Annotated in this window: 23 protein-coding genes; 11 read left to right on the top strand and 12 right to left on the bottom strand. The window is 43.8% G+C overall.

Annotated elements, in window-relative coordinates:
- Positions 1 to 212 precede the first annotated feature (212 nt).
- The gene (locus tag AC59IL_RS32060; protein ID WP_496556340.1) at positions 213 to 869 is read left to right on the top strand and encodes a protein-L-isoaspartate(D-aspartate) O-methyltransferase; all 657 of its coding nucleotides are present in this window, start codon (positions 213 to 215) and stop codon (positions 867 to 869) included.
- Between the two features lie 123 nt (positions 870 to 992).
- On the top strand, positions 993 to 1757 hold the full coding sequence (locus AC59IL_RS32055; protein ID WP_496556339.1) for a Rossmann-like and DUF2520 domain-containing protein: 765 nt from the start codon (positions 993 to 995) through the stop codon (positions 1755 to 1757).
- A 102-nt stretch (positions 1758 to 1859) separates the two neighbouring features.
- Here AC59IL_RS32055 and AC59IL_RS32050 read toward each other — a convergent pair whose 3' ends face one another.
- The 6 genes from AC59IL_RS32050 to AC59IL_RS32025 all read right to left on the bottom strand — a co-directional run bounded on the left by AC59IL_RS32050 (position 1860) and on the right by AC59IL_RS32025 (position 9793).
- On the bottom strand, positions 1860 to 2459 hold the full coding sequence (locus tag AC59IL_RS32050) for a DinB family protein (protein WP_496556338.1): 600 nt from the start codon (positions 2457 to 2459) through the stop codon (positions 1860 to 1862).
- A gap of 170 nt (positions 2460 to 2629) precedes the next feature.
- A complete protein-coding gene (locus tag AC59IL_RS32045; RefSeq protein ID WP_496556337.1) occupies positions 2630 to 4351 on the bottom strand; it encodes a S8 family peptidase in 1722 nt (573 codons plus the stop codon).
- Between the two features lie 309 nt (positions 4352 to 4660).
- On the bottom strand, positions 4661 to 6172 hold the full coding sequence (locus AC59IL_RS32040; RefSeq protein WP_496556336.1) for an OmpA family protein: 1512 nt from the start codon (positions 6170 to 6172) through the stop codon (positions 4661 to 4663).
- 241 nt (positions 6173 to 6413) lie between these two features.
- The gene (gene amaB, locus AC59IL_RS32035) at positions 6414 to 7937 is read right to left on the bottom strand and encodes an L-piperidine-6-carboxylate dehydrogenase (protein WP_496556335.1); all 1524 of its coding nucleotides are present in this window, start codon (positions 7935 to 7937) and stop codon (positions 6414 to 6416) included.
- A gap of 153 nt (positions 7938 to 8090) precedes the next feature.
- Positions 8091 to 8657, bottom strand: a complete 567-nt coding sequence (locus AC59IL_RS32030) for a hypothetical protein (RefSeq protein ID WP_496556334.1) — start codon at positions 8655 to 8657, stop codon at positions 8091 to 8093.
- A gap of 89 nt (positions 8658 to 8746) precedes the next feature.
- The gene (locus tag AC59IL_RS32025; protein ID WP_496556333.1) at positions 8747 to 9793 is read right to left on the bottom strand and encodes an agmatinase family protein; all 1047 of its coding nucleotides are present in this window, start codon (positions 9791 to 9793) and stop codon (positions 8747 to 8749) included.
- Between the two features lie 231 nt (positions 9794 to 10024).
- Between AC59IL_RS32025 and AC59IL_RS32020 the strand changes: the two genes are divergently transcribed.
- From AC59IL_RS32020 to AC59IL_RS32010, 3 genes are all read left to right on the top strand, one after another.
- Positions 10025 to 10444: a cytochrome c maturation protein CcmE domain-containing protein gene (locus AC59IL_RS32020; protein WP_496556332.1), complete on the top strand. Its 420-nt coding sequence runs from the start codon at positions 10025 to 10027 to the stop codon at positions 10442 to 10444.
- 9 nt (positions 10445 to 10453) lie between these two features.
- Complete coding sequence (gene ccsA / locus AC59IL_RS32015; RefSeq protein WP_496556331.1) at positions 10454 to 12874, top strand: cytochrome c biogenesis protein CcsA; 2421 nt, start codon at positions 10454 to 10456, stop codon at positions 12872 to 12874.
- A gap of 625 nt (positions 12875 to 13499) precedes the next feature.
- On the top strand, positions 13500 to 14111 hold the full coding sequence (locus AC59IL_RS32010) for a DUF4294 domain-containing protein (protein ID WP_496556330.1): 612 nt from the start codon (positions 13500 to 13502) through the stop codon (positions 14109 to 14111).
- 59 nt (positions 14112 to 14170) lie between these two features.
- On the opposite strand, the gene rfaE2 is transcribed toward AC59IL_RS32010, so the two are convergent.
- From rfaE2 to panC, 4 genes are all read right to left on the bottom strand, one after another.
- Complete coding sequence (gene rfaE2 / locus AC59IL_RS32005; RefSeq protein WP_496556329.1) at positions 14171 to 14665, bottom strand: D-glycero-beta-D-manno-heptose 1-phosphate adenylyltransferase; 495 nt, start codon at positions 14663 to 14665, stop codon at positions 14171 to 14173.
- A complete protein-coding gene (locus tag AC59IL_RS32000) occupies positions 14652 to 15671 on the bottom strand; it encodes a lysylphosphatidylglycerol synthase transmembrane domain-containing protein (protein WP_496556328.1) in 1020 nt (339 codons plus the stop codon). The genes rfaE2 and AC59IL_RS32000 overlap by 14 nt, the downstream gene beginning before the upstream one ends.
- Positions 15672 to 15837: 166 nt before the next feature.
- Positions 15838 to 16185: an aspartate 1-decarboxylase gene (gene panD, locus AC59IL_RS31995; RefSeq protein WP_496556327.1), complete on the bottom strand. Its 348-nt coding sequence runs from the start codon at positions 16183 to 16185 to the stop codon at positions 15838 to 15840.
- 170 nt (positions 16186 to 16355) lie between these two features.
- On the bottom strand, positions 16356 to 17201 hold the full coding sequence (gene panC / locus AC59IL_RS31990; RefSeq protein WP_496556326.1) for a pantoate--beta-alanine ligase: 846 nt from the start codon (positions 17199 to 17201) through the stop codon (positions 16356 to 16358).
- Between the two features lie 203 nt (positions 17202 to 17404).
- Here panC and AC59IL_RS31985 point away from each other — a divergent pair, with 203 nt between their 5' ends.
- From AC59IL_RS31985 to rlmB, 5 genes are all read left to right on the top strand, one after another.
- Positions 17405 to 18217, top strand: coding sequence for a glycogen/starch synthase (locus AC59IL_RS31985; RefSeq protein ID WP_496556325.1), 813 nt, complete (start codon positions 17405 to 17407; stop codon positions 18215 to 18217).
- A 25-nt stretch (positions 18218 to 18242) separates the two neighbouring features.
- The gene (locus AC59IL_RS31980) at positions 18243 to 19664 is read left to right on the top strand and encodes a DUF4270 family protein (RefSeq protein WP_496556324.1); all 1422 of its coding nucleotides are present in this window, start codon (positions 18243 to 18245) and stop codon (positions 19662 to 19664) included.
- 76 nt (positions 19665 to 19740) lie between these two features.
- Positions 19741 to 20994 (top strand): methionine adenosyltransferase, encoded by a 1254-nt coding sequence (gene metK, locus AC59IL_RS31975; RefSeq protein WP_496556323.1) that lies wholly within the window; start codon positions 19741 to 19743, stop codon positions 20992 to 20994.
- Positions 20995 to 21118: 124 nt separating this feature from the next.
- Entirely contained in the window at positions 21119 to 21679 is a 561-nt protein-coding gene (locus AC59IL_RS31970) for an NUDIX domain-containing protein (RefSeq protein WP_496556322.1), read from the top strand.
- Positions 21663 to 22445 (top strand): 23S rRNA (guanosine(2251)-2'-O)-methyltransferase RlmB, encoded by a 783-nt coding sequence (gene rlmB, locus AC59IL_RS31965; RefSeq protein ID WP_496556321.1) that lies wholly within the window; start codon positions 21663 to 21665, stop codon positions 22443 to 22445. The genes AC59IL_RS31970 and rlmB overlap by 17 nt, the downstream gene beginning before the upstream one ends.
- Positions 22446 to 22538: 93 nt before the next feature.
- Here rlmB and AC59IL_RS31960 read toward each other — a convergent pair whose 3' ends face one another.
- Together AC59IL_RS31960 and AC59IL_RS31955 are read right to left on the bottom strand one after the other, a co-directional pair.
- The gene (locus AC59IL_RS31960) at positions 22539 to 23093 is read right to left on the bottom strand and encodes a hypothetical protein (protein WP_496556320.1); all 555 of its coding nucleotides are present in this window, start codon (positions 23091 to 23093) and stop codon (positions 22539 to 22541) included.
- Positions 23094 to 23217: 124 nt separating this feature from the next.
- Positions 23218 to 23403 carry a hypothetical protein gene (locus AC59IL_RS31955; RefSeq protein ID WP_496556319.1) on the bottom strand — a complete coding sequence of 62 codons (186 nt, stop codon included), beginning with the start codon at positions 23401 to 23403 and terminating at the stop codon, positions 23218 to 23220.
- 233 nt (positions 23404 to 23636) lie between these two features.
- On the opposite strand from AC59IL_RS31955, the gene AC59IL_RS31950 reads away from it, so the two are divergent.
- Complete coding sequence (locus AC59IL_RS31950; protein WP_496556318.1) at positions 23637 to 24635, top strand: hypothetical protein; 999 nt, start codon at positions 23637 to 23639, stop codon at positions 24633 to 24635.
- Positions 24636 to 24646: the final 11 nt, after the last annotated feature.

Genomic DNA, 24646 nt, shown 5'->3' with positions numbered 1-24646 from the left:
TAAAATGCCTATGCCTGAAAATCTGGTTTCGTATGACAAGATAGCTGATGAATGCGTCATTAGCAACTGTGGTGGATATTATTTGGTGATTGGAAGCAAGCCGTGCCACGGTTCGTTTTCGCAGAAGGAGAAACCGTGGCACGGCTGTTTTATTCACGATTGCACGTTCACCATTCACCATTGACCACAATTCTGTTATCTTTGTGCTGTTTATGAGAACGTTTGAAGATACTTACCGGCATAAAGGAATGCGAAAGCAACTGGTTGATTTACTGAAACAAAAAGGCATTACCGACGAGCGGGTGCTAACGGCCATTTTACAGGTTCCCCGTCATTATTTTCTCGATTCAGCGTTAGACAGGGTAGCGTACGAAGACCGGGCTTTTCCGATTTCAGAAGGACAAACTATTTCACAACCGTATACTGTAGCGTATCAAAGTCAGTTACTGGATGTAAAACCCTACGAAAAGGTGCTTGAAATAGGAACCGGCAGCGGTTATCAGGCTATTGTGCTGGGCGAAATGGGTGCTCAGGTGTATACCATCGAGCGGCAGAAGAAATTATTTGAGCTGCATCGTGGCTTTATTCTTCGTAATAAATACCCGAACATCAAATATTTTTATGGCGACGGATATGAGGGATTGCCAACCTATGGGCCTTTTGATAAAGTGATTGTTACAGCGGCTGCTCCTTATATTCCTCCCAAACTGATTGAACAGTTAAAAACAGGTGGCAAAATGGTGATACCGGTAGGAGAGGGAAATGTGCAACGAATGCTGCGTTTAACCAAACAACCCGATGGCCATGTTACAGAAGAAATATTCGATAATTTTTCTTTTGTACCTATGCTCGAAGGGAAGAATAGTTGAGTTATAAGTAATAAGTATTAAGTAATAAGAAAATGCAAATTGCATTTACTGATAACTTATAACTTACAGTTTGGTAGTTAGTTCTTTATCTTAAAACTTAATACTTATAACTTAATACTTAACTTGAGAATCGTAATTATAGGTACGGGAAATGTTGCTTCTGTATTGGGAAGAAAAATGCTGGCGGCAGACCATGAAGTGATTCAGGTTTGTGGCCGAAATGCCCTGTTTGCTGCTGAACTGGCCGATTCGCTGGGCGCCGGCTTTACTACCGATATTACCCAACCCGATAAAACCGGCGATTTGTATGTGGTTGCCGTAAGCGATGGCGCTATTGACGCGGTGACTGCCGGTTTACGCCTCGATAAAAAACTGATCGTTCACACGGCGGGTTCAGTGTCGAAAAATGTTTTAAGCCCCTGCAGTAAAAATTATGGCGTATTATACCCGGTGCAAAGTTTGCGCCGCGAAATACCTATACTGCCCGATATTCCTTTTCTCGTAGATGGAAATACCGGAGATGACCTTGCGCTGATCACCGATTTTGCCTGCACTTTATCGAACCAGGTACAACATGCCGGTGATGAACAGCGGTTAAAGCTGCATGTGGCGGCGGTAATGGTAAGCAATTTTACCAACCACCTGTATGCGCTGGCCCAGGATTATTGCCTGCAGGAAAAAGCCGACTTCAATATGCTGTTGCCGCTGATCAATGCCATTGCCGACCGCTTATATCAGTACAATCCCGCCGATGTGCAAACCGGTCCTGCCGTTCGTAATGATGTAAGGACCATTCAAAAACATCTCGAATTGTTGCAGCGCCACGGGCAGTTGCAAAAGTTGTATGCGCTTTTTACTGAGAGCATACAGGCCATGCATAAGAAATAGTTTCCCGTTTCAAGGCTCAGGTTACAAGGCATCTGGTTCAATTACACTCAGTGCATGCCGGCACCCTGTAACCTGAAACCTGTAACCTGTAACTTGTGCCTTCTATCTTGTGCCTTGTTTCTTTTGCTTTGCAGCCTTTTTGCCTTTCTTCTTCTTTTTTACAATTTTTATTTTGACATCATTGCCCGGTTCGTTGAGGTATCTTTCCTTAATAATGCGAATATGATGCGCGGCATGTCCTGCGCATAAAAAGCCCAGTGCGGCTACGCTTACAGGATTGTGGTTGGCGGAACCGGTTTGCCGCAGTTGATCATCATCGAGCGAATTAAAAAAGATTTCGTTGGAAGCGCGAAGCGCTTTGAATTCATCTACCAGGTCGTTCCATTTGCGTTTGGGCGCTTTGGCGGTTATGGCCCAGGTGTTTTCGTCGAAACCGGGAAGCAGGGCAGGGTCCTGGCGGGCAAACGTAAGGGCGCGGTAAATAAATACCCGTTCTGCATCGATAATGTGTTGCAGTAATTCTTTGATGGTCCACTTGCCTTCCGCATAGGCATAGTTGATTTTTTTGTGTGGTATTTGCTTCAGCAGTTTCCTAAAACGGCGGGTGTTGTTGGCCAGGGCTTCCTGCAAATTATCTTCGGGTATTGCGTTTATATAGTTCGTATAGTAATCGGCTACAGTTATTTCATTTTTGTAAACCATAGTTTTTTTCTAAAAATAAAGAAAAGGTTGCAGGTTACAAGGTTACAGGTTTCAAGGTAACAGGGGATATAAAAAAAACAGGTTACAAGGTAATATCCCTGTAACCTGTTTCTTTTATTTTTTACTCTTTGTTTCCTGGTTCTTGTGCCTTGAACCTTGTGCCTTGAGCCTTAACCTTTCTTATTCGTCATTGTAGGCTTGGGGGTGGCAGGCGCAGGCTTTTTGGGCACTGTGCTTTTCGCTGCAGGATCAAGTGTGGCGGCCAATTTGGCTGCTTCGAATGCATTGATCACACCACCGCTTTCGCTCAGGTCAGATAAGTTTACCATTTCATCGGTGCCTGGTTTTCTTACTTTATCAGTTGGCGCCTGGGCCGATTTAACCAAAACTGATTTTAACTGCTGTGGTGTAAGGTAAGGGAAGTATTCCAGCAAAAAGGCAGCTGTACCGGCAACAACCGGGCAGGCCATACTGGTACCCTGCGCATTACCATAGGTGTTACCACCGGGAATGCTTGACCATATTTTAACACCGGGAGCAAATACATCACACTGTTTTTTACCATAGTTCGAGAAAGAGGCGGTTATACCACCTGCTTTGGGGTCGCCGCTGGCGCCTACGGTAATCCAGTTGCCTGCTTTTGTATTGCTGCTTTTATAAACAGGGTTAGGGAAGTTGTCGGCTGTATCGATGTTTTTGGCATCGTTACCTGCTGCATGAACCAGTAACACGCCTTTTGATTCGGCATATTTTACTGCATCATCAACCCATTTTTTCTGGGGCGAAAAATCTTTACCAAAGCTCATGTTCACCACTTTGGCGCCGTTGTCTACCGCATAGCGAATAGCAAGGGCAATATCTTTATCGTGCTCATCACCATCGGGTACAGCACGTATCATCATAATGCGTACGTTATCGGCTACACCGTCCATGCCTTTTCCGTTGTTACGTACGGCGCCGATGATACCGGCTACGTGTGTTCCATGGAATGGGGTAGAAGCCATTACATCGGGATTACCGTAATGACTATCGGTAATATCATTTTCATTGTCTTTGGTTATTTCGCCACGATAATTCTGAGGCGCTTTATCTTTAGCTTCTGCTTTTCTTTCTTCACCACCTACGTATTCATCAAAACCATCCAAAAATTCTTTATTGGTGGTTTCCATCATCTGGTTGGCTTTAAACAGATACAGTAAACTTCCTTTGGCCGATTTTTCTGCACTGCTAACAGCATTGAAAGTATCTACATCGGTGCCTGTATAGGTTTCTTTATTCAGCGCTTTGCGTAAAATGCTGTCGCTTTTCTGGGCGCTGGTCAATGCTCTTTTCAGCATAACCAGGTCAACACCCTGCTCAGCACCTTCGCCTTCGATTTTCTTCTTTGCTTTCAACCACATATTATACTGATCCAGATCATCGGGCGTAAGGGTTTTCGGATCTATATCTTTACCACCAAACTTGTCTTTGAACATATGATATACCCGGGCACCTTCGTACGAATCCTGTTTTACGTTACGACCATCTTTGCCGCCTATAAAATTCCAACCGTGAACATCATCAACATATCCGTTGCCATCATCATCGAGGCCATTGCCCGGAATTTCTTTCGGGTTGGTCCACAAAATTTCTTTTAAATCTTCGTGCAACGTATCAATTCCTGAATCGATGATCGCTACAACTACGGTTTTTCCTTTTAGGTTTTTGGTGCGAATAAAATCGTACGCTTTATTAATGCTGATGCCGTAATAGCCGTCTTTTGTTTTGTCGAGCAGATGCCACCCCTTCGGCACATCGCCGGATTTTGTGTTTTTATCCTGCTGCGCTACAGCCGTATGGCCCGCAATCACAAAGGCAGATACTATTCCTGCTGCTTTTACCAGTTTGTTCATTTACGATTGTTTTTTTGCTTTACAGATGTGTAACGTAAGTTTAATAGTGGTATATAATATCCAAATATCTGTTTTTTTAATTATTCTTAACAATTAAGTCCGAATGTCGGTAAGTCAGTAAAGTCACTTCCGGTCTTTCCGTCTTTTCTCGTCGATCTCGATAAAAATATAAAATTAAAAACCACTCGTGTAGCATATTACATGAGTGGCTGGCAAATTGTTTTTCGGGCGATTGGATTATTTCCTTTTTTAAAGGTTTTTTGTATTACCAACCCCTCATTATCTGCCACCACTTTTTCTATGCCGCAACTATTGCTGCGACAGCTTCAGTTCAACGCGCCGGTTGGCTGCTCTGCCTTCCGGTGTATTATTATCAGCCACAGGTTTTTCCTGTCCGTAACCTTTGGCTTCTAATCTGTTAACATCAATACCTTTTTGAATCAGGTAGTCCTTAACGGCATCGGCACGTTTTTGCGATAATGTTAAATTGATTGCCACATTACCTACATTATCAGAATGTCCTTCCACAGCCAGTTTCAGCGTAGGATTGTTTTTCAGAATGGCAGCCACTTCATCGAGCGGGCCAAACGAACCGGTTGCAATTTTATCACTACCTGTTGCAAAGAATATCTTCCTCGCTGCATAATTCACTTTTTCAATGATCTCGCGCTTAATAGGCGGCGGACAACCATTGTACTCGGCAGTACCTTTTACTGTGGGACATTTATCATCTTTATCATTTATTCCATCACCGTCGGTATCCGGCACAGGACAACCATTGAATTCCGGTGGTCCTTTTTTATCAGGACAAAGATCTACTTCATCATTTACGCCATCACCATCGGTATCCGGTATGGGACATCCATGGTATTTAACAGGGCCCGGTTTATCGGGGCATTGGTCGTCTTTATCGAAGATGCCATCATGATCAGTATCGGGCGGACATCCGTGGTTCTTAATGCTACCGGCGATATCGGGACAGTTGTCGAGCGCATCCTGAATTCCATCTCCATCGCGATCGGGACAGCCGCCTGTTTTTGCCGAACCGGCTGAATCGGGGCACATGTCGATTTTATCGGGCACACCATCATTATCGCGGTCAGATGGTTTGGGATCAACCCGTTTGCTAAGCCAAAAACCAACAGAGGCGCCTATTACCTTATGCTTAAAAGTACCATCATAGGATGCGTGATAAAAGTTAGTCAGTCCCTGACTGATGAAACCGGTAAGCAATATGCTGCCCAGCTCAAAACCTGCCCGGGCATTAAAACCAATATCAAACGTATTCGCTTTGCCCGAAACCTTACCAACCTCGATATTTGATTCGGCTTTTGAATAATTAACCGATGAATCATTTAATGCAACTCTTGTTTCAGACGTTTGCTTTCCATTGTAAAAGAAAGAAACGTAGGGCCCCGCACTCAGCATAAAACTGCTTTTTTTACCCATGCGCAGTTTCAATACGAGGTTAAGCGGAATATCGAAATAGTTGGTATAAAATGTATTGGTACGATATAAGGTGTCGGTCTTTACGGTAAGCGTATCAAAAAAGCGTTCAAACTTTCTGCCTTTGGTCGTATAAAAAAGGCCGGGCTGAAAATAGAACCGTCTTGATGTGCCAATCGGTATTTCGCCAATAATACCCAGGTTAAAACCGCTTCTGCTGGTATAATATGGTTTGGTATTGGTACTCCAGCCCTGAATACTATTTGTTTCGATCACTGACGAAGATTGAGGGCCTCCCAAAATTCCCAAACGCATTTGAGAACTGGCAGCGCAATAAATAGCAGTAAAAAACAACAGGGTAAAGAGTTTCTTCATACCGGTTTCAGCTTTCCAGACAGGTATTAACGTTTTGACTCAGGTTATATTGTTGAAGTCTGAAGTCGGAGGTCTGAAGTCAGAAGAATCTGAGTTTCAGGGCTGTTATTGTTTATCAAGGCTCTCTATTTTAAAACCTTTACAATCAAATTTACTTGTACTTTCCAAATTTCGACCTCTTCTGACTTCAGACCTCCGACTTCGGCTTCTGACTTCCGGCTTCAGACTTCTGACTTCGTCATCAGACGTGAAACTTAATTCCCTGAGCCAGAGGTAATTGTGATGAATAATTGATGGTGTTGGTTTGCCGGCGCATGTAGGCTTTCCAGGCATCGCTGCCGCTTTCGCGACCGCCACCGGTTTCTTTTTCACCGCCAAAGGCGCCGCCGATTTCGGCCCCAGAGGTGCCGATATTTACATTCGCAATACCGCAATCACTTCCGGTAGCGCTCAAAAATTGTTCTGCTTCGCGCAGGTTCAGGGTCATAATGCTGGATGATAAACCCTGTGGCACACCATTTTGAATGGCGATCGCTTCATCGAGCGTGTTATATTTCATCAGGTACAAAATGGGGGCGAAGGTTTCCTGTTCAACTATTTTATAATGCGGGTCTGCTTCGGCAATGCAGGGCTGAACATAGCAACCGCTTTCGTAACCGTCGCCGTCTAACAGGCCGCCTTCAACAATAAAACGGCCGCCTTCTTTTTTACAGGCATCCAGGGCCTGCCGGTACAATGCAACCGCATCTTTATCGATCAGCGGGCCCACATGATTATTTTCATCGAGCGGGTTGCCGATACGCAATTGCTTATACGCAGCTACCAGTTTATCTTTTATGGGATTGTAAACCTGTTCCTGAACAATCAGGCGGCGGGTGGATGTGCAACGTTGACCGGCGGTGCCAACGGCGCCAAATACAGCCCCTCTGATGGCAATGTCGAGGTCGGCATGTTCCGAAACAATGATGGCGTTGTTACCGCCCAGCTCAAGCAGAACCCTTCCGAGGCGGGCGCCTACAGTGGCAGCTACGGCTTTGCCCATGCGGGTTGAACCGGTAGCCGATACCAGCGGAACACGCGCATCAGCGGCCAGCCATTCGCCCACATTACGGCCGCCTGTTACCAGTCCGTTGATGCCATCGGGCACATTGTTCTTTTTAAATACTTCTGAAATAATATGATCACAGGCTATAGCGCACAAAGGTGTTTTTTCGGAAGGCTTCCATACGCATACATTACCGCAAACCCAGGCAAGCATCGTGTTCCAGCTCCATACGGCAACCGGAAAATTAAAGGCCGATACAATACCCACAATACCTAACGGGTGCCATTGTTCGTACATGCGGTGACCGGGCCGTTCGCTGTGCATGGTTAAACCATAAAGTTGCCGGGATAATCCCACGGCAAAATCGCAGATATCGATCATTTCCTGCACCTCGCCATATCCTTCCTGCAGGCTTTTTCCCATTTCGTAGGAAACGAGTTTGCCCAGCGGTTCTTTATAGGCACGCAATGCTTCACCAATCTGCCTCACTATTTCGCCGCGTTTGGGCGCCGGCCAGGTGCGCCATTCGGCAAAAGCATGTTGGGCTTTGGCAATAACTGCTTCATAATCGTTTTTATCGGCAGCCTGTACAATGCCTATCAGTTTACCATCTACGGGAGAATAAGACTCAATTTTTTCGCCATGTGCTGGTAAGGTGCTGATGCCGGTGGATACGCCTGAATTAAGTGCCTCAATTTTTAATGGTGCCAGAAAATCCATATGGTGCATTTTCGGGCAAAAGTAACTAACAATTGTGAGTTTTTAGCATTGAGTGAGCAGAATGCTGGTTTCAGGTTGCCGTTACGCGTGTTACCAGTTACCAGTTGCCGGTTGCCGGGTACCAGGAAACCGGTAACTTCTTCAATTAGCACATTAGCTAATTGGCACATTAGCCAATTGTCTTCTGCAGTATTCATTAAACTCATCTTCATCTGCTTCGGGGTCGTCATCGTCTTCAACTTCGCGTTGCAGAATGCGGTTATTGGTAAAGTCGAGGGTGAGCAAACCATCTTTCAGCACAATGTTGCTGAACTGATTCCATTGATATCTTTTTTTGAAAAGGGAGTTGATGAGAATTTCTTTATCGGAGAATCCAATCTCTACAGCATGTTTAGCCTGGTATTCGAGCAGGGCAAGAATAACAAAAACAAACAGCAGCCCTTGAAAGTAAGGCATTTTCATCCATACCAGCCCGGCTAAAAGCAATGCCCGGCTGTAATATACTTTTTGTTTTTTACCAGCCTGGTAAAGGTTCCATATTATAAATCCCAAAACGGCAACAATACCGATGGGATATGCGGGACTTGGACTGTGTGTTTGAAGCGATTGAACAAATTGCCAGGTGAAACATACAACCGAAAAAAGGCTCAGCAAAATGCCTGTTATATCAATATAGCGATTGGTTTGATTCTTTAACGTAACAACATACTGGTATACCATCTGATTTTTGGATTTTGTGATTTTCTTCTACCGCAGCCACCTAAATAAATCATAAAATCTAAAAATTCCGAAATCTCAAAATTTCTAAATTACTGGTTGCTTGCCACAAGCAGGTTGGCTAATTTCCATAAAATATGAGCGCCCACGTTGGCATCCCATTCGTTATTGTCGCCTATACCTATTTCACTCAAATCGAAGCCGATGAAGCTGCGGCCGCTGTTCACTATTTTTTTCAGCAGGTAAAAAATTTGTTCTGTTTCAAAACCACCCTGTACCGGCGTGCCTGTGTTGGGGCATAATTTAGGATCGAGGCCGTCGATATCAAAACTTACCAGCACTTTATTGGGTAAGTTGCTCACTATTTCATCGGTGATCTGTTTCCAGGTTTCTCCTTCGTACTGGCGTTTTTTAATATCGCTGTCGAAGTAGGTGACCACCCTGTCTTTATTGTTGTTGATGTATTCCCATTCTTCCTGGCAGTAATCGCGGGCGCCGATCTGTAGTAAACGGGTAAGCGAAGGAATTTCGGTCAGTGCATTGTACATCACACTGGCATGGCTGTATTTAAAAAACTCGTATCCCTTGCGCAGATCGCAATGGGCGTCGATTTGTAGTATACCAAACTCGCCGTGTTTTTCGGCTATTGCTTTAAAAAAACCAAGTGAGGTGCTGTGGTCGCCGCCCAGCAGGGCTACCAGTTTTCCTTTGTTGAGCAATTGCCGGGCCTGATCAAATACCCAGTTATTGAGGTAAAGGCTTCCTTCGTTGATATCCTTCAGCGATTTGCACATGAAGAGATTCTTCTCCAGAATTTCGCCATGGGAAATATAGTCGATGTATAATTCTGCTTCTTTGCGCAGATAATCGCTTTTTAACAAAATCTTTTTATCGGGCACACGCATAAAAAAACCCTGTCGCCACGAATCCCGGGTGTCAGGGTCAAAAAGATCAACCTGCATGCTGGCTTTAAAAATATGATCTGCTGCGCGGGCAGTTCCGGCATTATAACTTACGGTTACCTCCCAGGGAACCGGTAAAATAACCAAACGCGCATCTTCTTCAGTGAAGGGCAAACCAAAAATGTTGTTATTGGGATTACTTGCCGCGTTGGGATCAAAATGAGATAGGTCTGTCATATATCATACATACGTAAAAAAAACGGGCTGCAAGTTAGTACAGGAACGGAATGTGGCAAAAAAATTATAGAAAGCGAGCTTACGTTTGTTAGTAATTCCTGTAACCGGTTACCGGTTCCCTGTTTCCTGGTAACGGGCAACTGGTATCCGGTAACTGGTAACCAGCTCCTGACAAAAATCATTCGGCTGCGTGATGCATTTTGAACTAACTTTGCCAGGCATAAAAGATTTATGAAAAAGATCCATATTGTTATTCTTGTGGGAATTGCGGCCTGTATCATGATTCTGTTGAGTTTCATGGGCGATTTAAGTACCTACGAAACCCTGGCATCGGCCCGTCAGAAACAAGGAAAAACGGTAACTATTATCGCGAAGCTCGATAAATCGGCCGCCACACCTATTGAATATGACCCCGCCAGAAATCCGAACCTTACCCAATTTTATGTAACCGATTCACTCGGAAATAAAGCTCAGGTTAGATATTATTTCGAAAAGCCTTTTGATATGGAGAAAAGCGATCGCATTGTGCTGAAGGGAAAAATGAAAGGCGATGTGTTTGAAATTACCCGCAAAGATGGTATTCTGATCAAATGTCCTTCCAAGTATAAAGACGATCCCAAAGCCGCACAGAACAACCTGAGTCAAAAATAAAAATACGTAATGAAGTATATCGGTGAACACCTGTTACCCGGTCAGTTGGGACATTTGCTGGTAGTGCTTTCTCTTGTTGCTTCGCTGGTAGCTACCATTGCTTATTTCAAGGCTTCCAATGCCACCTCGCCCGCCGACCACGACAGCTGGAAAAAACTGGCCCGTATTGCGTTTTATATCGACGCATTTTCGGTGCTTTCTGTTTTCAGCATCCTTTTCACAGTCATTGCACAACATTATCACGAATATTTTTACGCCTGGAACCATTCCGACAGGTCGCTGGCTCCCAAATACCTGCTCAGTAGCATCTGGGAAGGGCAGGAGGGCAGCTTTTTATTGTGGACTTTCTGGCATGCGGTAATGGGGATTCTTTTGATGCGAACCGCCAAAAAATGGGAAGCGCCGGTAATGACTGTCATTAGTTTTGCGCAGGTGTGCCTGGCTACCATGATACTGGGGGTTTATTTATTTGATATTAAAGTAGGCAGCAGTCCGTTTTTGTTAACACGATATCAATTTCAGGATGCACCCATTTTCAGCGGTCCTAATTACCTGAGCGTATCTAAAATACATAATGGCAACGGATTGAACCAGTTATTGCAAAACTACTGGATGGTAATTCACCCGCCTGTGCTGTTTTTGGGTTTTGCCAGCACCATAGTTCCGTTTGCCTATTCGATTGCCGGTTTATGGAAAAAAGATTTTAGCGGCTGGACGAAGGCGGCGATGCCCTGGTCGTTATTTTCAGGGGGCATTTTGGGATTGGGCATTATGATGGGCGCTGCCTGGGCTTATGAATCGCTTTCTTTTGGCGGCTACTGGGCATGGGACCCGGTTGAAAACGCATCTCTGGTGCCCTGGCTGGTTTTAGTGGCCGGCATTCATACCCAGGTTGTATATAACTCAACCAGACATTCATTGCGGGCTACGCACGTATTGTTTATACTAAGCTTTTTGCTGGTATTATATTCAACCTATCTTACCCGCAGCGGCGATCTGCAGGATACCTCGGTACACGCTTTTGTTGATTCGGGTATGAACTGGCAATTGCGTGTATGGCTATTAATATTTGTGATCCCATCACTGGCATTGCTGATAATCAGGTATAAAAAAATACCCCATATTGCCAAAGAAGAAGAGTTTAACAGCCGTGAATTCTGGATGTTCATCGGGGCGCTGGTATTATTTCTGTCGGCCATGGCCATCATCGTTCCTACTTCTTTCCCGATAATCAATAAACTGTTTGGCACTAAACTGGTGATCGGTGAAGACAAAGAGTTTCCCTATAACCGTATTCAGATATTCGTAGCCGTGGTAATAGGTATTTTAACCGCCATAGGGCAATACCTTAAATACAAAAACACTTCGAAGTCATATTTCAATAAAAAGATATTGTGGGCTACCGCAATTGCTTTGCTGGTATCGGTGAGCATCAGTTACTTCGGACATATCGATTATAATAAATACGGCATCGGTTTTCTTTCGGCCATACACCTGGCGCTTTTTGCCGCTGTTTATGCGGTAATTGCCAACGCCGGTTATATTTATACAGGTTTGGGAGGAAAACTAAAGGCGGCGGGCGCGTCAGTAGCGCATGCCGGTTTTGGCTTATTGCTGGTGGGCATACTCATTTCTTCTTCCAAAAAAGAAATTCTGTCGGTAAACACCTTTAATCCGCTGAATTTTGGCCCCGAAAAACCCAAAGAGGGTTTCGAGAACCTGACCCTGTTCAAGGATATCCGTACCGATATGGGTAAATACTGGGCTACCTATGAAAAGGATACAGTAAATGAAACCGGGCGGATCACTTACTTTAAGGTGAACATGGAAAGAAAGGATGGTAAAGAAAAGTTTGCCCTGTACCCCGATCTGATCAAAAATTCCAAAGGGCAGGAGGGGATGTCGAACAACCCCGATAAGCGGCACTACTGGAACCGGGATATTTTTGTATATGTGAACCACGCCAGTTCGGTTATGGAAGACAAGGATACGGCCCAGTTCAAAAATCACCTGGTGGCTGCCGGCGATACCATTTTTTATTCCGAAGGATTTATGATCTTCGACAGCGTTACGGTAAATCCCAACAATAACAAATACAAATTCACCCACAACGATACGGCCATTATGGCCAACCTCACGGTAATAACCCGTGAAAATCAAAAGCTCACCGCCCGGCCGGTGTTATATGTTCAGAATAATGAAGCGAAACTGATTTTAGATACGCTGTATTCGCAGGGGCTGGCTATCAGTCTTGCCCGTGTTGCCGAAGACAAGCACCTCGAAATAGGGGTAAAAGAATCTTCACGCTTAGCACCCTTCCTGGCGCTCAAGGTGTTGCAGTTCCCATTCATTAACCTGGTTTGGCTGGGAACAATTGTAATGATCATCGGGTTTGTGATGAGTATGATACGGAGGATTAAGTTGTTGTGATAATCTGATTTTCGGCCTGTTTTCACCATCTCTGTTATTATCGCTAAACTATATTGGGTGTATATGGGATCGTATCGTCATTGTACCATGTTCTCAAATGTATCGTACTTATCAGGTATCTCTGCAGTAGATAAATCGTACATGTCCCGATCCTTTAAGGAACGGGATATGTACGGAATATATACGAAATATGTACGGGACAAGTACGGGAAACAGCAAAAGCAGGTACAACCCTGACCCAACCCCGGTTACTTCCGGACCAAAGTATTTTTAAATAAGGACCCACAGGTAACCCACTCATAATCTACTCCTTTAAACGATCCTCTATAAGTTATGGGTAGCTTATCGATAGCTTATACTTATCGTGAAGGGGCTATTTTCCCTGATCATCTCTTAAATTTGAAATCGTAAATTCTGTAGTCTTGAATCTTGAGTACTGGCCTTACGCCTTCTTATCTTGTGCCTTGATCCTTGTGCCTTGAACCTTGTGCCTTGAACCTTTTTTAAGATTTCCTTTACAACCAAACAGGGTTACATTTTTTGTCTTTGAGGTATTTATTATTACAGACAAATTTTATTAATTTAGTAATTCCTGATGACTGCGAATAAGAAAATATTATCCTGTGTGTTAGCGATTTGGGCGATGGTAGCTGTATCCGTAAGCTCCGCATTTGGCCAAACAGCCCCCGATTCGATCCCAATGCCGCAATTAGGGCCCAACGATACCATTCCGGTACCGGCTCAGGTGGTTGATCACCAGTATGTGCCGGCTAAAACGCTTGAATGGGTATGGGTTCAGGTTCCCTATCCCAAACAGTTGCTGGCAAAACGCGAGGCCTGGACCCGTTTGCGCAATGCCATTTACGTTACTTACCCATACGCCCGCAAGGCAGGCGCTATCATGAACGATATCAACGCCAAAATTGCCAACATGCCCGAAGATGAAAAGAAGAAGTATATCCATTCACGTGAGAAGGAGTTGAAAAAGCAATTTGCCGAACCGCTCAGCGATCTGTCGATATATCAGGGTAAAGTATTAATGAAACTCATCAACCGGCAAACCGGTAATAACTGCTATAATATCATCAAAGAGTACAAAGGCGGATTTACCGCACGTTGCTGGCAAACCGTTGCCTTTGTATTTGGCAGCAATCTTAAACAGCCGTATAACCCCAATGGTGATGAACGCGAAATGGAAAGGATTGTGCTGGAAGTTGAAAGAATGTACCGAATGTAAGTTGTAAGTTTTAAGTAATAAGTTATAAGTAAAAACAGGAATTTTGGACGACTTATAATTTACGACTTGTTACTTATAACTTCAATAATTCCCGTAGTCGAAAATCCTTCCACAATCGGATTAATAACCACTTTACCACCGGCGGCCTGCACTTCTTTGGCGCCTACGATTTGATCAATGGTATAATCGCCGCCTTTTACCAGTACATCGGGTTGCAGCGTTGTGATCAGGTTCAGCGGAGTATCTTCTTCAAATATAACCACCATATCAACCATCAGTAACGAAGCCAGCACCAGCGCACGCGATTGTTCGTCGTTTACGGGGCGGCTATCGCCTTTTAATCGTTTGGTAGAAGCATCGGAGTTGAGGCCTACCACTAAAAAATCGGCTTCAACAGCAGCCTGTGATAAAGAAAAAATATGTCCGCGATGAAGTATGTCGAATACGCCGTTGGTAAAAGCTACTGTTTTGCCGGGTACACGCCATTGCCGTACTTTATGCAATGCTTCGCTCAGGTTGCAAATTTTTGTGCTAATGATATCAGCTTTTCTCATTAATGGTTCTTTTATTAAAATACGGTAATAAAGTCAACGCAATAAATCCACTTATTATGGCAAAGAAGAACTGAACCGACCACATCAACTGGCCAAAAGCAAATCCAAGACTTTCTTTTAAACCGTATATCAGCATGGTGTTTTGTACAAACCAGGCATATACACCAATGCCGCCACCGGGCGCCGGTACAATCATGGCCAGGCTGCCCATGGTTAAAACCGATAATGCGTGGGGAATGCTATAAACAGCGGTTTCTTTCATAGCCCAGAAACCTATCTGAACGCTCAGCAGGTACATCGACCATATGAATATAGTATGAAACACAAACCAGCCTTTATTCTTCAGATAACGTACGCTGGTTATGCCATGCCATATTCCCTCGAAAATTGTTTTTATTTTTTGAATGAACCCTATATGCGTAAACTTTTTGAAAACAAACACCACACCGATAACCACCGCCAGTAATACGCCAAAAAGAATGATCAGCCGGGGGGCGCTAAGTGAGCTGGTTTTCGACTGAACGATCTTGTTCAGGGTTTCATTAATGTAACCGCCAATAACATCGAACTGCGTAAAAAGGGTAATTATAATAACCAGTGCCAGGCACAGCACATCAAAGGCGCGTTCGGCAACAATGGTGCCCACCAGTTTATCGGCCGGAACCTTTTCATAACGGGCAAGTATAGTACATTTAAGCACTTCGCCCAGCCGTGGTACGGCCAGGTTGGCCATATAACCAATAAGCACGGCCATATAGGTATTGAAAATTCTTGGTTTATAGCCGAGGGGCTCCATCAAAATCTTCCAGCGTAAAGCCCTGCTGTAGTGGCTGAGCAGTAAAGTGATCATTACAGGAATAATCAGCAGGTAATTGGCATTGCGGAATGCGTTCTTAATATCTTCCCAGCCTTTATCGGAGATCTTTCGCACCGACCACCAAACCAAAAAAATACTGAGCCCCAGAAAAAGGAGATACTGTAAAACGCTCAGGATTTTTTTATTCATATGGTGGTCGGTTATTTAGCAAATTTACGTTAACTGGGTTACATGTTAATAACCTTATGAGTTAACAAGTTGACAAGTTTATTAGTTGACGGGTTGAAAAGTTGACAAGTTAACCTGTTAACTGGTTAACTTGTCAACATATTAACTTTTTAACTATTAACTGAACTTAACTCAACTTATTTCCCGCCTGCGGAAATACTACCCACGGTTTGAATGATTTCGCTTTTTCAAAATCCAGGGTGGCATAGGAAATAACAATCACAATATCACCAACAGCGCCCTGACGTGCAGCAGGTCCGTTTAAACAACAAACACCTGAACCACGTTTTCCTTTAATGAGATATGTTTCGATGCGTGTGCCGTTGTTTACATTCACGATCTGCACTTTTTCGTACTCGATCATGTTCGCCGCGTCCATCAGATCTTCGTCGAGCGTAAGGCTACCCACATAGTTCAGGTTCGCTTCTGTAATTACTACGCGATGTATTTTGGATTTTAATATTTCGATTTCCATGTTCTTCTTTTTCGTAAAAAGTAGTTTTTGTTTAAAACGGGCGCAAGGTAAGGAAATTGGATTGTTTAATGGTTCGATTGTTTGATGGTTGGAAATTCAGTTTCCGGGTTTTCCGATTATTGACTGACGGTCCGAAAATCGGGCTGCCCGGCCATCAAACAATAAATCCATCAAACAATCAAATTATCAATCAACCTTACATCACCCAAAAATGCAGCGATGAGCGCTACGTGCGGTTGGGCGTCGCTGCAGGTATCAACCGGTGTTAGGCTAGTGGCATCGGCCAGTTCAACATAATCTATTTTAAAACCGGCGGTGGTGAGCAGGTTTTCGGCCTTTTCCTTGATGCTTTTCCAGTTATGTCCCTCTGTGCATAGCTGTTTAATAAGTGTAAGACTCTGGTAAATGGCGGTGGCTTTTTTGCGGTCATCGGGTGGCAGCCTGAGGTTGCGGCTGCTCATGGCCAGTCCGTCGGCCTCGCGTATAGTAGGGCAGGTGACCAGCTCTATAGACGATTGCATCAGCTGTAACAGTTTGCTTACTACCATGCATTGCTGAAAATCTTTCTGGCCCATGAATAATTTATGTGGCTTAACCATGGTGAGCAGGCGGTTCATTACCTGGCAAACCCCCTGAAAATGTCCGGGGCGGTATTTGCCTTCGAGCAGGGTTTCAAGATATCCCAGCTCGTATTGTTCAAGACTGGTGGTACCATTGGGGTACATTTCCTGTATCGCGGGTAGGAACAGGATATCGGTACCTGCGGCTTCCAGCGCCACTATATCTTTTTCAATAGTGTTGGGATAAAGCTGGTAGTCGCTCGGGTTATTGAATTGTGTAGGGTTTACGAAAATACTGCAAACCGTTAGGGATGTGGCCTTTTTCGACTGTTCAATCAGGGCAATATGTCCGCTATGCAGGGCCCCCATGGTGGGTACAAAACCAATTTGTTTTCCTGCGGCTTTTTGCTGCTGAATATACTCCGCCAGGTGCGGGGCATATTTGAATATGATCATTTAACTAAATTTTAAGTTTTAACGCTTTGTTGAGGGCCAGCTTCCTGGTTCATTTATGAAATATAGTTCATATGCTGCTGTTTCCCGAACCCCAACCGGGGACCGGGATGGTAGAACATAGAACTAAGAACTTAGAACTAATTAAAAAAACCTTAACTTTGCACCCTGATTTTTAAAAGTTAGCTCATTAATTACCATCTATAATGCTGACAAAGAAAAGAATTTTATTTATTGCTAACGAAATGTCCCCCTACCTGGAACTAACTGAATTTTCTGAAACGGTTAACCGGTTGGCAATAAAGGCAAATGAAAATGGCTTTGAGGTACGTTGTATTATGCCCAGGTTTGGGGTGATCAACGAAAGACGTCATCGCCTGCATGAAGTGGTTCGTTTGTCGGGTATTAATGTATCGGTTGGTAATGATGATTATCCCTTACAAATTAAAGTAGCTTCTTTACCCAATGCCCGTTTGCAGGTTTATTTTCTCGATAATGAAGACCTGTTCAAACGCAAGTTTATATTCCACGACGAAGGCGAAAAATGGTTCGATGATAACGGTTTGCGCACTGTATTTTTCTGCAAAGGCGCCCTGGAAACCGTGAAAAAATTCGGCTGGCCGCCCGATATTATCCACTGCAGCGGCTGGATGACCGGTTTAATTCCCCTGTATCAAAAAACAGCTTATAAAAAGGAACCGGTGTTTTCGCATAGTAAAGTGATTTATACTATCGGTAACAACAATCTCAAAGAAAAGCTGGGCCCCGATTTTCAGAAAATGGCTACCATCAGCTCTTTTGTAAAAGAAAAAGACCTTGAACCATTTAAAGAGGGTACTACAACCGCAATGATGAAAGGCGGTGCAGCGTATGCCGATGCGATTACTTTTGGCGCAGACAAAGTTGATAAAAAACTGGTGGAAGAATTCGGAAAAGTAAAAGGCAAAAAAGTGCTTACCTATAATGCAGAATCGGATTTAACAGACTATTTGCAATTGTATGCCGACCTTGCTAAGTAGTCTTTAAAAAAACACCCATTGCTGCGTGAATAGGAAAACCCTTATTTCGCTAACCGCATTATTTGCGACCGGCCTGTTAATTTATTCATCCTGCACTAAAGTCGACACTACCGATCTTGGGAATAAACTTATTCCGGCGGTTGATAATGTTCATACGTTCGACACGGTTATTGACGTTATAACTGATAACAAGTTATACCCCGATACCACCCGCATGTATGGCCGTCAGCCAATTGCCGTTGGGGTAATAGGCGATGATCCTGAGTTTGGGAAAACCAATTCATCAATATATTTCTCTATTTCCCCGTCTTCGTTCGGTACGCATCCATTCATAAAAAAAGATTCAGTTGTAATAGACTCGGTAGTACTATCGCTTGCATATACACAGTTGTATGGCGATTCGTTGTCGAGCCAGAAATTTGAAGTGTTTCAGATAGATCCCAATTCGGCGTTCAGAGATTCGTTCTATCGCATTAACGAACCTGAGTTTCCGGTAGTACCCACACCGGTGGGCAGCAAAGTGGTTGACTTTACCAGCCTGAACGACAGCGTTTATTATGTTAATGTAAAAGATACTATAAGAACCATAAATGAATTGCGTATTCGCCTCGATACGTCGTTCGGAAGAATGTTCGTGAATTACGATACGGCAGTGCAATACAAAAATGATTCTGTTTACCGCACCAACTTCAAAGGGCTTGCCGTAAAAGTAAATGAAGGCGCCTCGGCCATTAAAAATGGTTTGGCTTATTTTGATTTAACAGGCAGCAATACCAAACTTACTTTTTACTGCCGTATTCAAAACAATGGTAAAACCGATACCATTGCACCCGCCTTTACATTCAGCGGCTACCAGGCCAACCATATACAGCGCGACCCTGCACATGATTTTCTTACTTACCTGAATAACGGTCCGGGCAGCGATGATAAAGTTTACCTGCAAAGCACGCCTGGTTCATTTGGATTGATAAAGATCCCCGGTTTGGAAAATATGACCAATCGAACCATTCACCGGGCCGAACTGATCATTGAAAAAATACCTTCTGCACTGGATAATATTTATACCCCGCCTTCGGTTTTGTTTATTGATGGCGTTAATTCAACGGCCGATTCAACATTTACCGTACGGGGCGATTTTGTATATACCGGTCAGGGTTTCGGATACGATCTGGGATCGCTCGAAGGCGCGTTTAAAAACAACAGGTATGTATTTAATTTATCGCGCCATGTGCAAAGCATTGTATCCAAAAAGCAACGTAACCATGCATTGCGCATTTACGCACCGTTTTATACCTACCCCTGGTTTGAGTCAATAACCGGTGTTACGCAGTCATTACCAACATTATTATTCATTAACTCCCCCATAGCAAGCGGAAGGGTGGTAGTAGGCGGCGGAACCCATCCCTCACAAAAAATGCGACTTCGGATTATTTATTCTAAAATTTGAGTACGTCTTGTATATTTGCGCCTGATTTAATTTTACCCATTTTAAATTCAAATCTATTTTTTCAAACTAATTAATTATGCCTTATTTATTTACTTCTGAGAGTGTTTCGGAAGGTCATCCTGATAAAGTAGCCGACCAGATTTCTGATGCCCTGATTGATAACTTCCTGGCTTTCGACGCCCAGTCGAAGGTTGCTTGTGAAACGCTGGTAACGACCGGTCAGGTAGTGCTGGCAGGAGAAGTAAAATCAAAGGCATATCTCGATGTACAGGAAATTGCCCGTGAAGTAATTCGTAAAATTGGTTATACCAAAAGCGAATACATGTTCGAAGCCAGCTCATGCGGCGTTTTATCGGCCATTCACGAGCAATCGTCAGACATTAACCAGGGCGTTGACCGTTCGAAAAAAGAAGATCAGGGCGCCGGCGACCAGGGTATGATGTTTGGTTATGCATCAAACGAAACAGAAGACTACATGCCTTTGGCATTGGATATTGCCCACAAACTGCTGATCGAACTGGCAGCTTTGCGCAGAGAAAATAAACAAATTAAATACCTGCGTCCTGATGCAAAAAGCCAGGTAACGCTCGAGTATGATGATAACAACAAACCGGTTCGTATCGATGCTATTGTGGTATCAACACAGCACGATGACTTTGATACCGAAACCAAAATGGCCAAAAAGATCAAAGAAGATGTTATCAGCATCCTGATACCCCGCGTAAAAGCAAAATATAAGAAATACGCTCACCTGTTCAACGATAAAATTAAATACCATGTAAACCCCACCGGTAAATTTGTAATTGGTGGTCCGCATGGCGATACGGGTTTAACAGGCCGTAAAATTATCGTTGATACCTACGGCGGTAAAGGTGCACACGGCGGTGGTGCATTCAGCGGGAAAGATCCTTCGAAAGTTGACCGTTCTGCTGCCTATGCTACCCGTCATATTGCCAAGAACCTCGTAGCTGCAGGCTTATGCGACGAAGTACTGGTACAGGTTTCATATGCTATTGGTGTTGCCCAGCCAATGGGTTTGTACATCAATACCTATGGCACTGCCAAAGTTGATTTAACCGATGGCGATATTGCTAAAAGAGTAGGCCAGATCTTCGATATGCGTCCTTACTTTATTGAGCAACGCTTAAAACTGCGCAATCCGATTTACAGTGAAACAGCTGCATACGGACATATGGGCCGCCAGCCTGAAGTGGTTGAAAAAACATTCACGGCGCCTGATGGAAAAACAGTTAAAAAGAAAGTTGAGTTGTTTACCTGGGAGAAACTGGATTATGTGAGGAAGATCAAACAGGCATTCGGCATCCGCTAAGACATATTTCTGATTTCGGGATTTATTGATTTTGAGATTTTGTGATTTTCAAATCACAAAATCTCAAAATCCCGAAATCTCAAAATTCTTCCTGCCTTAGGGCGGGATTTTTTATTTTCGACAAATGAATGAACTACACAATCCGTGGAAGGTATTAGCCGAAAAAAAGGTTTATGAAAATCCCTGGATAAAACTCACCGAGTACGATGTATTGAATCCATCGGGTGGCAAGGGCATTTATGGTAAAGTACATTTTAAAAATATTGCTGTAGGCGCGCTGCCGCTCGACTCAGCCCTGAACACTTATCTCGTAGGCCAGTACCGTTTTACCGTTGACCAGTACAGTTGGGAAATACCCGAAGGCGGCGGCGCATTTGGCGTTGACCCCGTTGAATCGGCCAAACGCGAACTGCTCGAGGAAACAGGGCTGGTGGCCGGTGAATGGACGAAGATCGTAGAGATGCATTTGTCGAATTCGGTATCGGACGAATATGCGGTGGTTTACCTGGCGCGCGGATTAAGTCAGCATACGGCCAGTCCCGAAGAAACCGAACAGCTGCAGGTAAAAAAGATTCCGTTCGAAGAAGCCTACCGCATGGTAGAACGGGGCGAAATCACCGACTCCATGTCGGTAGCAGCTATTTTAAAAGTAAAACTTATGTTGGCAGATGGACGGTTATCATAAAAAAAAGCCCGGAATCAATAAATCGTCGCTGATCATAGGGCGGCAACCCATTATCGAGGCCATTGAATCGGGCAGGGCGATAGATAAGATCTTATTTCAGCGTAATGTAAGCGGTGAATCAATTGGCACTATACGCCAGCTGGCGCGCGATCATAATATTCCCATTCAGCAGGTACCACCCGAAAAACTGAACTCATTTACCAAAGCCAATCACCAGGGCTGTATTGCTATTGCCGGACTGGTGCAGTATATGGACCTGCAGCAGGTCATTGATCATGTGCTGGGCAACGGGCAATCGCCTTACTTCGTGATACTCGATGGCATAACCGATGTTCGAAATATCGGCGCTATTGCCCGCAGTGCGGTTTGCTGCGGGGCGCAGGCTATTATTATTCCCGATAAAGGAGTAGGGGCCCTGAATGAAGAAGCCATGAAATCATCGGCCGGTGCGCTTGAAAAGATCAACATATGCCGTGTAAACAGTTTAATGAAAGCGGTAGATACCCTGCACCTGAACGGCATAAAAGTATTCGCCACCGAAATGACCGCCGAAAAAATGTTGTTCGATGTTGATTTCACCGAGCCCTGTTGTATTGTAATGGGCAGTGAAGACAAAGGCGTATTTGCCCCTTTGCTGAAAATATGCGATGAAAAAATTAATATACCTATGGCCGGAAACTTTGAATCGTTCAATGTTTCGGTAGCTACGGGCATTGTGTTGTTCGAAGGGTTGAAGCAGCGGATGGCAATTAACAACAGGCAATAGGCAATGGGCAATAGGCAATAGAGTAACGTTGCCAGTTACCGGTTACCAGGTACCCGGAAACAGGTAACAAGGCAACAGGTAACAGGTAACCTGCTACCTCCCATACATTTTTTCCAATACAGTTAATCTATACTGCATATTCTTAAACTTATCCCTGTTGCCGTTAATAGTGAATTTCATTGTGGTCGATATGCCTTTAATGCTGCCGATAACGCCACCCGTTACAAAGCCGGCCACAGCGCCAAACCCTGCTCTTGTGCTCGCAGGTAAGCCAATTATATTCGATGAACTGTAATCGGGAATGACAATCAAAGCAAGCACAGCGCCTGCAATTGTTCCGATTACTACACCTGATAAAAATTGCCTGCCAAACGTTCCTTTGCGTTTAATTTCTGCCATTTTTATGTGTGAATAATCAATCTGCATCCACTGTGAAGCCTTTGCAGGCTGCGCGTTGAATGCAACGCTAACCGGCGACACATATATTATTGAATCATTTATACCACCTATGTAACCGGTATTTATTGAACCGTTGGTATTAGTTATCATAACCCTGAATTTTACCGGGTTTGCAGAAAGCGAATCCTGCGAAAGGGTTTGAAGGGTTAATGATAAAAGCAGCACGCTTGTAATGAGGAGTAATTTCATGGTGAATGGTGAATGGTGAATAGGCAATGGGCAATGGGCAATAGGCAAAGGTTTCAGTTTCGGTTAACTTGTGAACTTGTCAACCTGTTAACCTGTTAACTTTTTAACTTACTACTTATTACACTTACTTCCCATATACTTTCTCAATTACGCTCAACTGCATCGCATCGAACTTTTCCTTACTGCCGTTAATGATAAATTTCTTTTTGGCAACGGCGCCTATGATGCCGCCGATCAGTGTACCCGCCACCATGCCTGTGGCGCCTCCTGCGATTGCTTTTTCACCCGCAGTGATATAGATGGGTTTCATAACAGAAAGTTTAGGAGTAAAGAGATACCACAAAGCTATTTTGCTTTTGGAGGCAGCACAAATGGGTTCATGCAATGATAATTTATAAAGTAGTGATTTGCCCCTAATGGTGCATGTTAAAACCCACATTGCTATTGGCATTTACCAAAAAACCGGTTACTTTTAAGGTGAACTTGCATTTTTTGCCAAACCCTGCTGTGCCCGCTGGCAGAAATTACTAAACTGATTAAGGAATGGAACCGACCAGCGTTCAGGTGTTGTTCTTTCAACATCTTAAATTATCGTTGCCTGCCCATATTTCAATGGTAGATAATGTAGCCGATCTGCTGCAGATAAGTACCGATAGTGCCTACCGCAGGATAAGAGGCGAAAAACCCATTTCATTCGATGAACTGAAAAAACTATGTACGCATTTTAAAATATCGCTCGACCAGTTTGTACATCTTGAAACAGATGCCGTTGTTTTCAATGGTAAAACCGTTACATCGGCCGATTTTAATTTTGAACAATACCTTGGCAGTGTGTTGCAGAATGTACAATTCATGAACTCGTTCACCCGCAGGGAAATGCTGTACCTGAATAAAGACATTCCGATTTTTTATCATTTTAATTTTCCTGAGCTGGCTGCCTTCAAATCATTTTTCTGGATGCGCAGTATTTTGAACTATCCTGAATATGCCGGTAAACAATTTAAATTATCTGAACAGTTAAGCGATGGTATACGCGAAACCGGACAAAAACTGGCCACCGCCTATAGCCAGCTGCCTTCGCAGGAAATATGGAATATCGAAAGCATTAACAGCACCATACGGCAGATTGAATATTATAAAGACACGCATGTGTTTGCTACCCGTAACGATATCGCTATTCTGTATGAATGTCTTGAAAAAACAATGGAATATATCAGGCAACAGGCCGAAGCAGGATGCAAGTTCAGTCCCGATGGTAAACAAATCAACCGGCATGTGCCGTACAAAATGTATGTAAACGAGTTTATTCTTGGCGATAATTCAATATTGGCTATACTGAACGATACTAAGGTTGCTTATGTAAATCACTCGGTCATCAATTACCTGCTTACCAAAGACCCGGTATTTTGCGAGTACACTTACCAGCATTTTCAAAACATCATTAAAAAAAGTACACTGATCAGTGAAGTAGGCGAAAAAGAACGCAGCAGGTTTTTTAATATGATTAAAGAGAAGATCAATGCCCGGAAGAACGCACTTTAACCAATTGGCAA

This window comes from Niastella sp. sgz303648, from assembly GCF_059587045.1.
The sequence above is the reverse complement of the archived record's forward strand: the minus strand, read 5'-3'. Positions and strand labels throughout refer to the sequence as shown.

Bases quoted from the DNA above. Each gene is read 5' to 3' on its own strand.
- AC59IL_RS32060 (WP_496556340.1), top strand. From the start codon at position 213: ATGAGAACGTTTGAAGATACTTACCGGCATAAAGGAATGCGAAAGCAA.
- AC59IL_RS32050 (WP_496556338.1), bottom strand. From the start codon at position 2,459: ATGGTTTACAAAAATGAAATAACTGTAGCCGATTACTATACGAACTAT.
- AC59IL_RS32045 (WP_496556337.1), bottom strand. From the start codon at position 4,351: ATGAACAAACTGGTAAAAGCAGCAGGAATAGTATCTGCCTTTGTGATT.
- AC59IL_RS32040 (WP_496556336.1), bottom strand. From the start codon at position 6,172: ATGAAGAAACTCTTTACCCTGTTGTTTTTTACTGCTATTTATTGCGCT.
- amaB (WP_496556335.1), bottom strand. From the start codon at position 7,937: ATGGATTTTCTGGCACCATTAAAAATTGAGGCACTTAATTCAGGCGTA.
- AC59IL_RS32030 (WP_496556334.1), bottom strand. From the start codon at position 8,657: ATGGTATACCAGTATGTTGTTACGTTAAAGAATCAAACCAATCGCTAT.
- AC59IL_RS32025 (WP_496556333.1), bottom strand. From the start codon at position 9,793: ATGACAGACCTATCTCATTTTGATCCCAACGCGGCAAGTAATCCCAAT.
- AC59IL_RS32020 (WP_496556332.1), top strand. From the start codon at position 10,025: ATGAAAAAGATCCATATTGTTATTCTTGTGGGAATTGCGGCCTGTATC.
- ccsA (WP_496556331.1), top strand. From the start codon at position 10,454: ATGAAGTATATCGGTGAACACCTGTTACCCGGTCAGTTGGGACATTTG.
- rfaE2 (WP_496556329.1), bottom strand. From the start codon at position 14,665: ATGAGAAAAGCTGATATCATTAGCACAAAAATTTGCAACCTGAGCGAA.
- AC59IL_RS32000 (WP_496556328.1), bottom strand. From the start codon at position 15,671: ATGAATAAAAAAATCCTGAGCGTTTTACAGTATCTCCTTTTTCTGGGG.
- panD (WP_496556327.1), bottom strand. From the start codon at position 16,185: ATGGAAATCGAAATATTAAAATCCAAAATACATCGCGTAGTAATTACA.
- panC (WP_496556326.1), bottom strand. From the start codon at position 17,201: ATGATCATATTCAAATATGCCCCGCACCTGGCGGAGTATATTCAGCAG.
- AC59IL_RS31985 (WP_496556325.1), top strand. From the start codon at position 17,405: ATGCTGACAAAGAAAAGAATTTTATTTATTGCTAACGAAATGTCCCCC.
- metK (WP_496556323.1), top strand. From the start codon at position 19,741: ATGCCTTATTTATTTACTTCTGAGAGTGTTTCGGAAGGTCATCCTGAT.
- AC59IL_RS31970 (WP_496556322.1), top strand. From the start codon at position 21,119: ATGAATGAACTACACAATCCGTGGAAGGTATTAGCCGAAAAAAAGGTT.
- rlmB (WP_496556321.1), top strand. From the start codon at position 21,663: ATGGACGGTTATCATAAAAAAAAGCCCGGAATCAATAAATCGTCGCTG.
- AC59IL_RS31960 (WP_496556320.1), bottom strand. From the start codon at position 23,093: ATGAAATTACTCCTCATTACAAGCGTGCTGCTTTTATCATTAACCCTT.
- AC59IL_RS31955 (WP_496556319.1), bottom strand. From the start codon at position 23,403: ATGAAACCCATCTATATCACTGCGGGTGAAAAAGCAATCGCAGGAGGC.
- AC59IL_RS31950 (WP_496556318.1), top strand. From the start codon at position 23,637: ATGGAACCGACCAGCGTTCAGGTGTTGTTCTTTCAACATCTTAAATTA.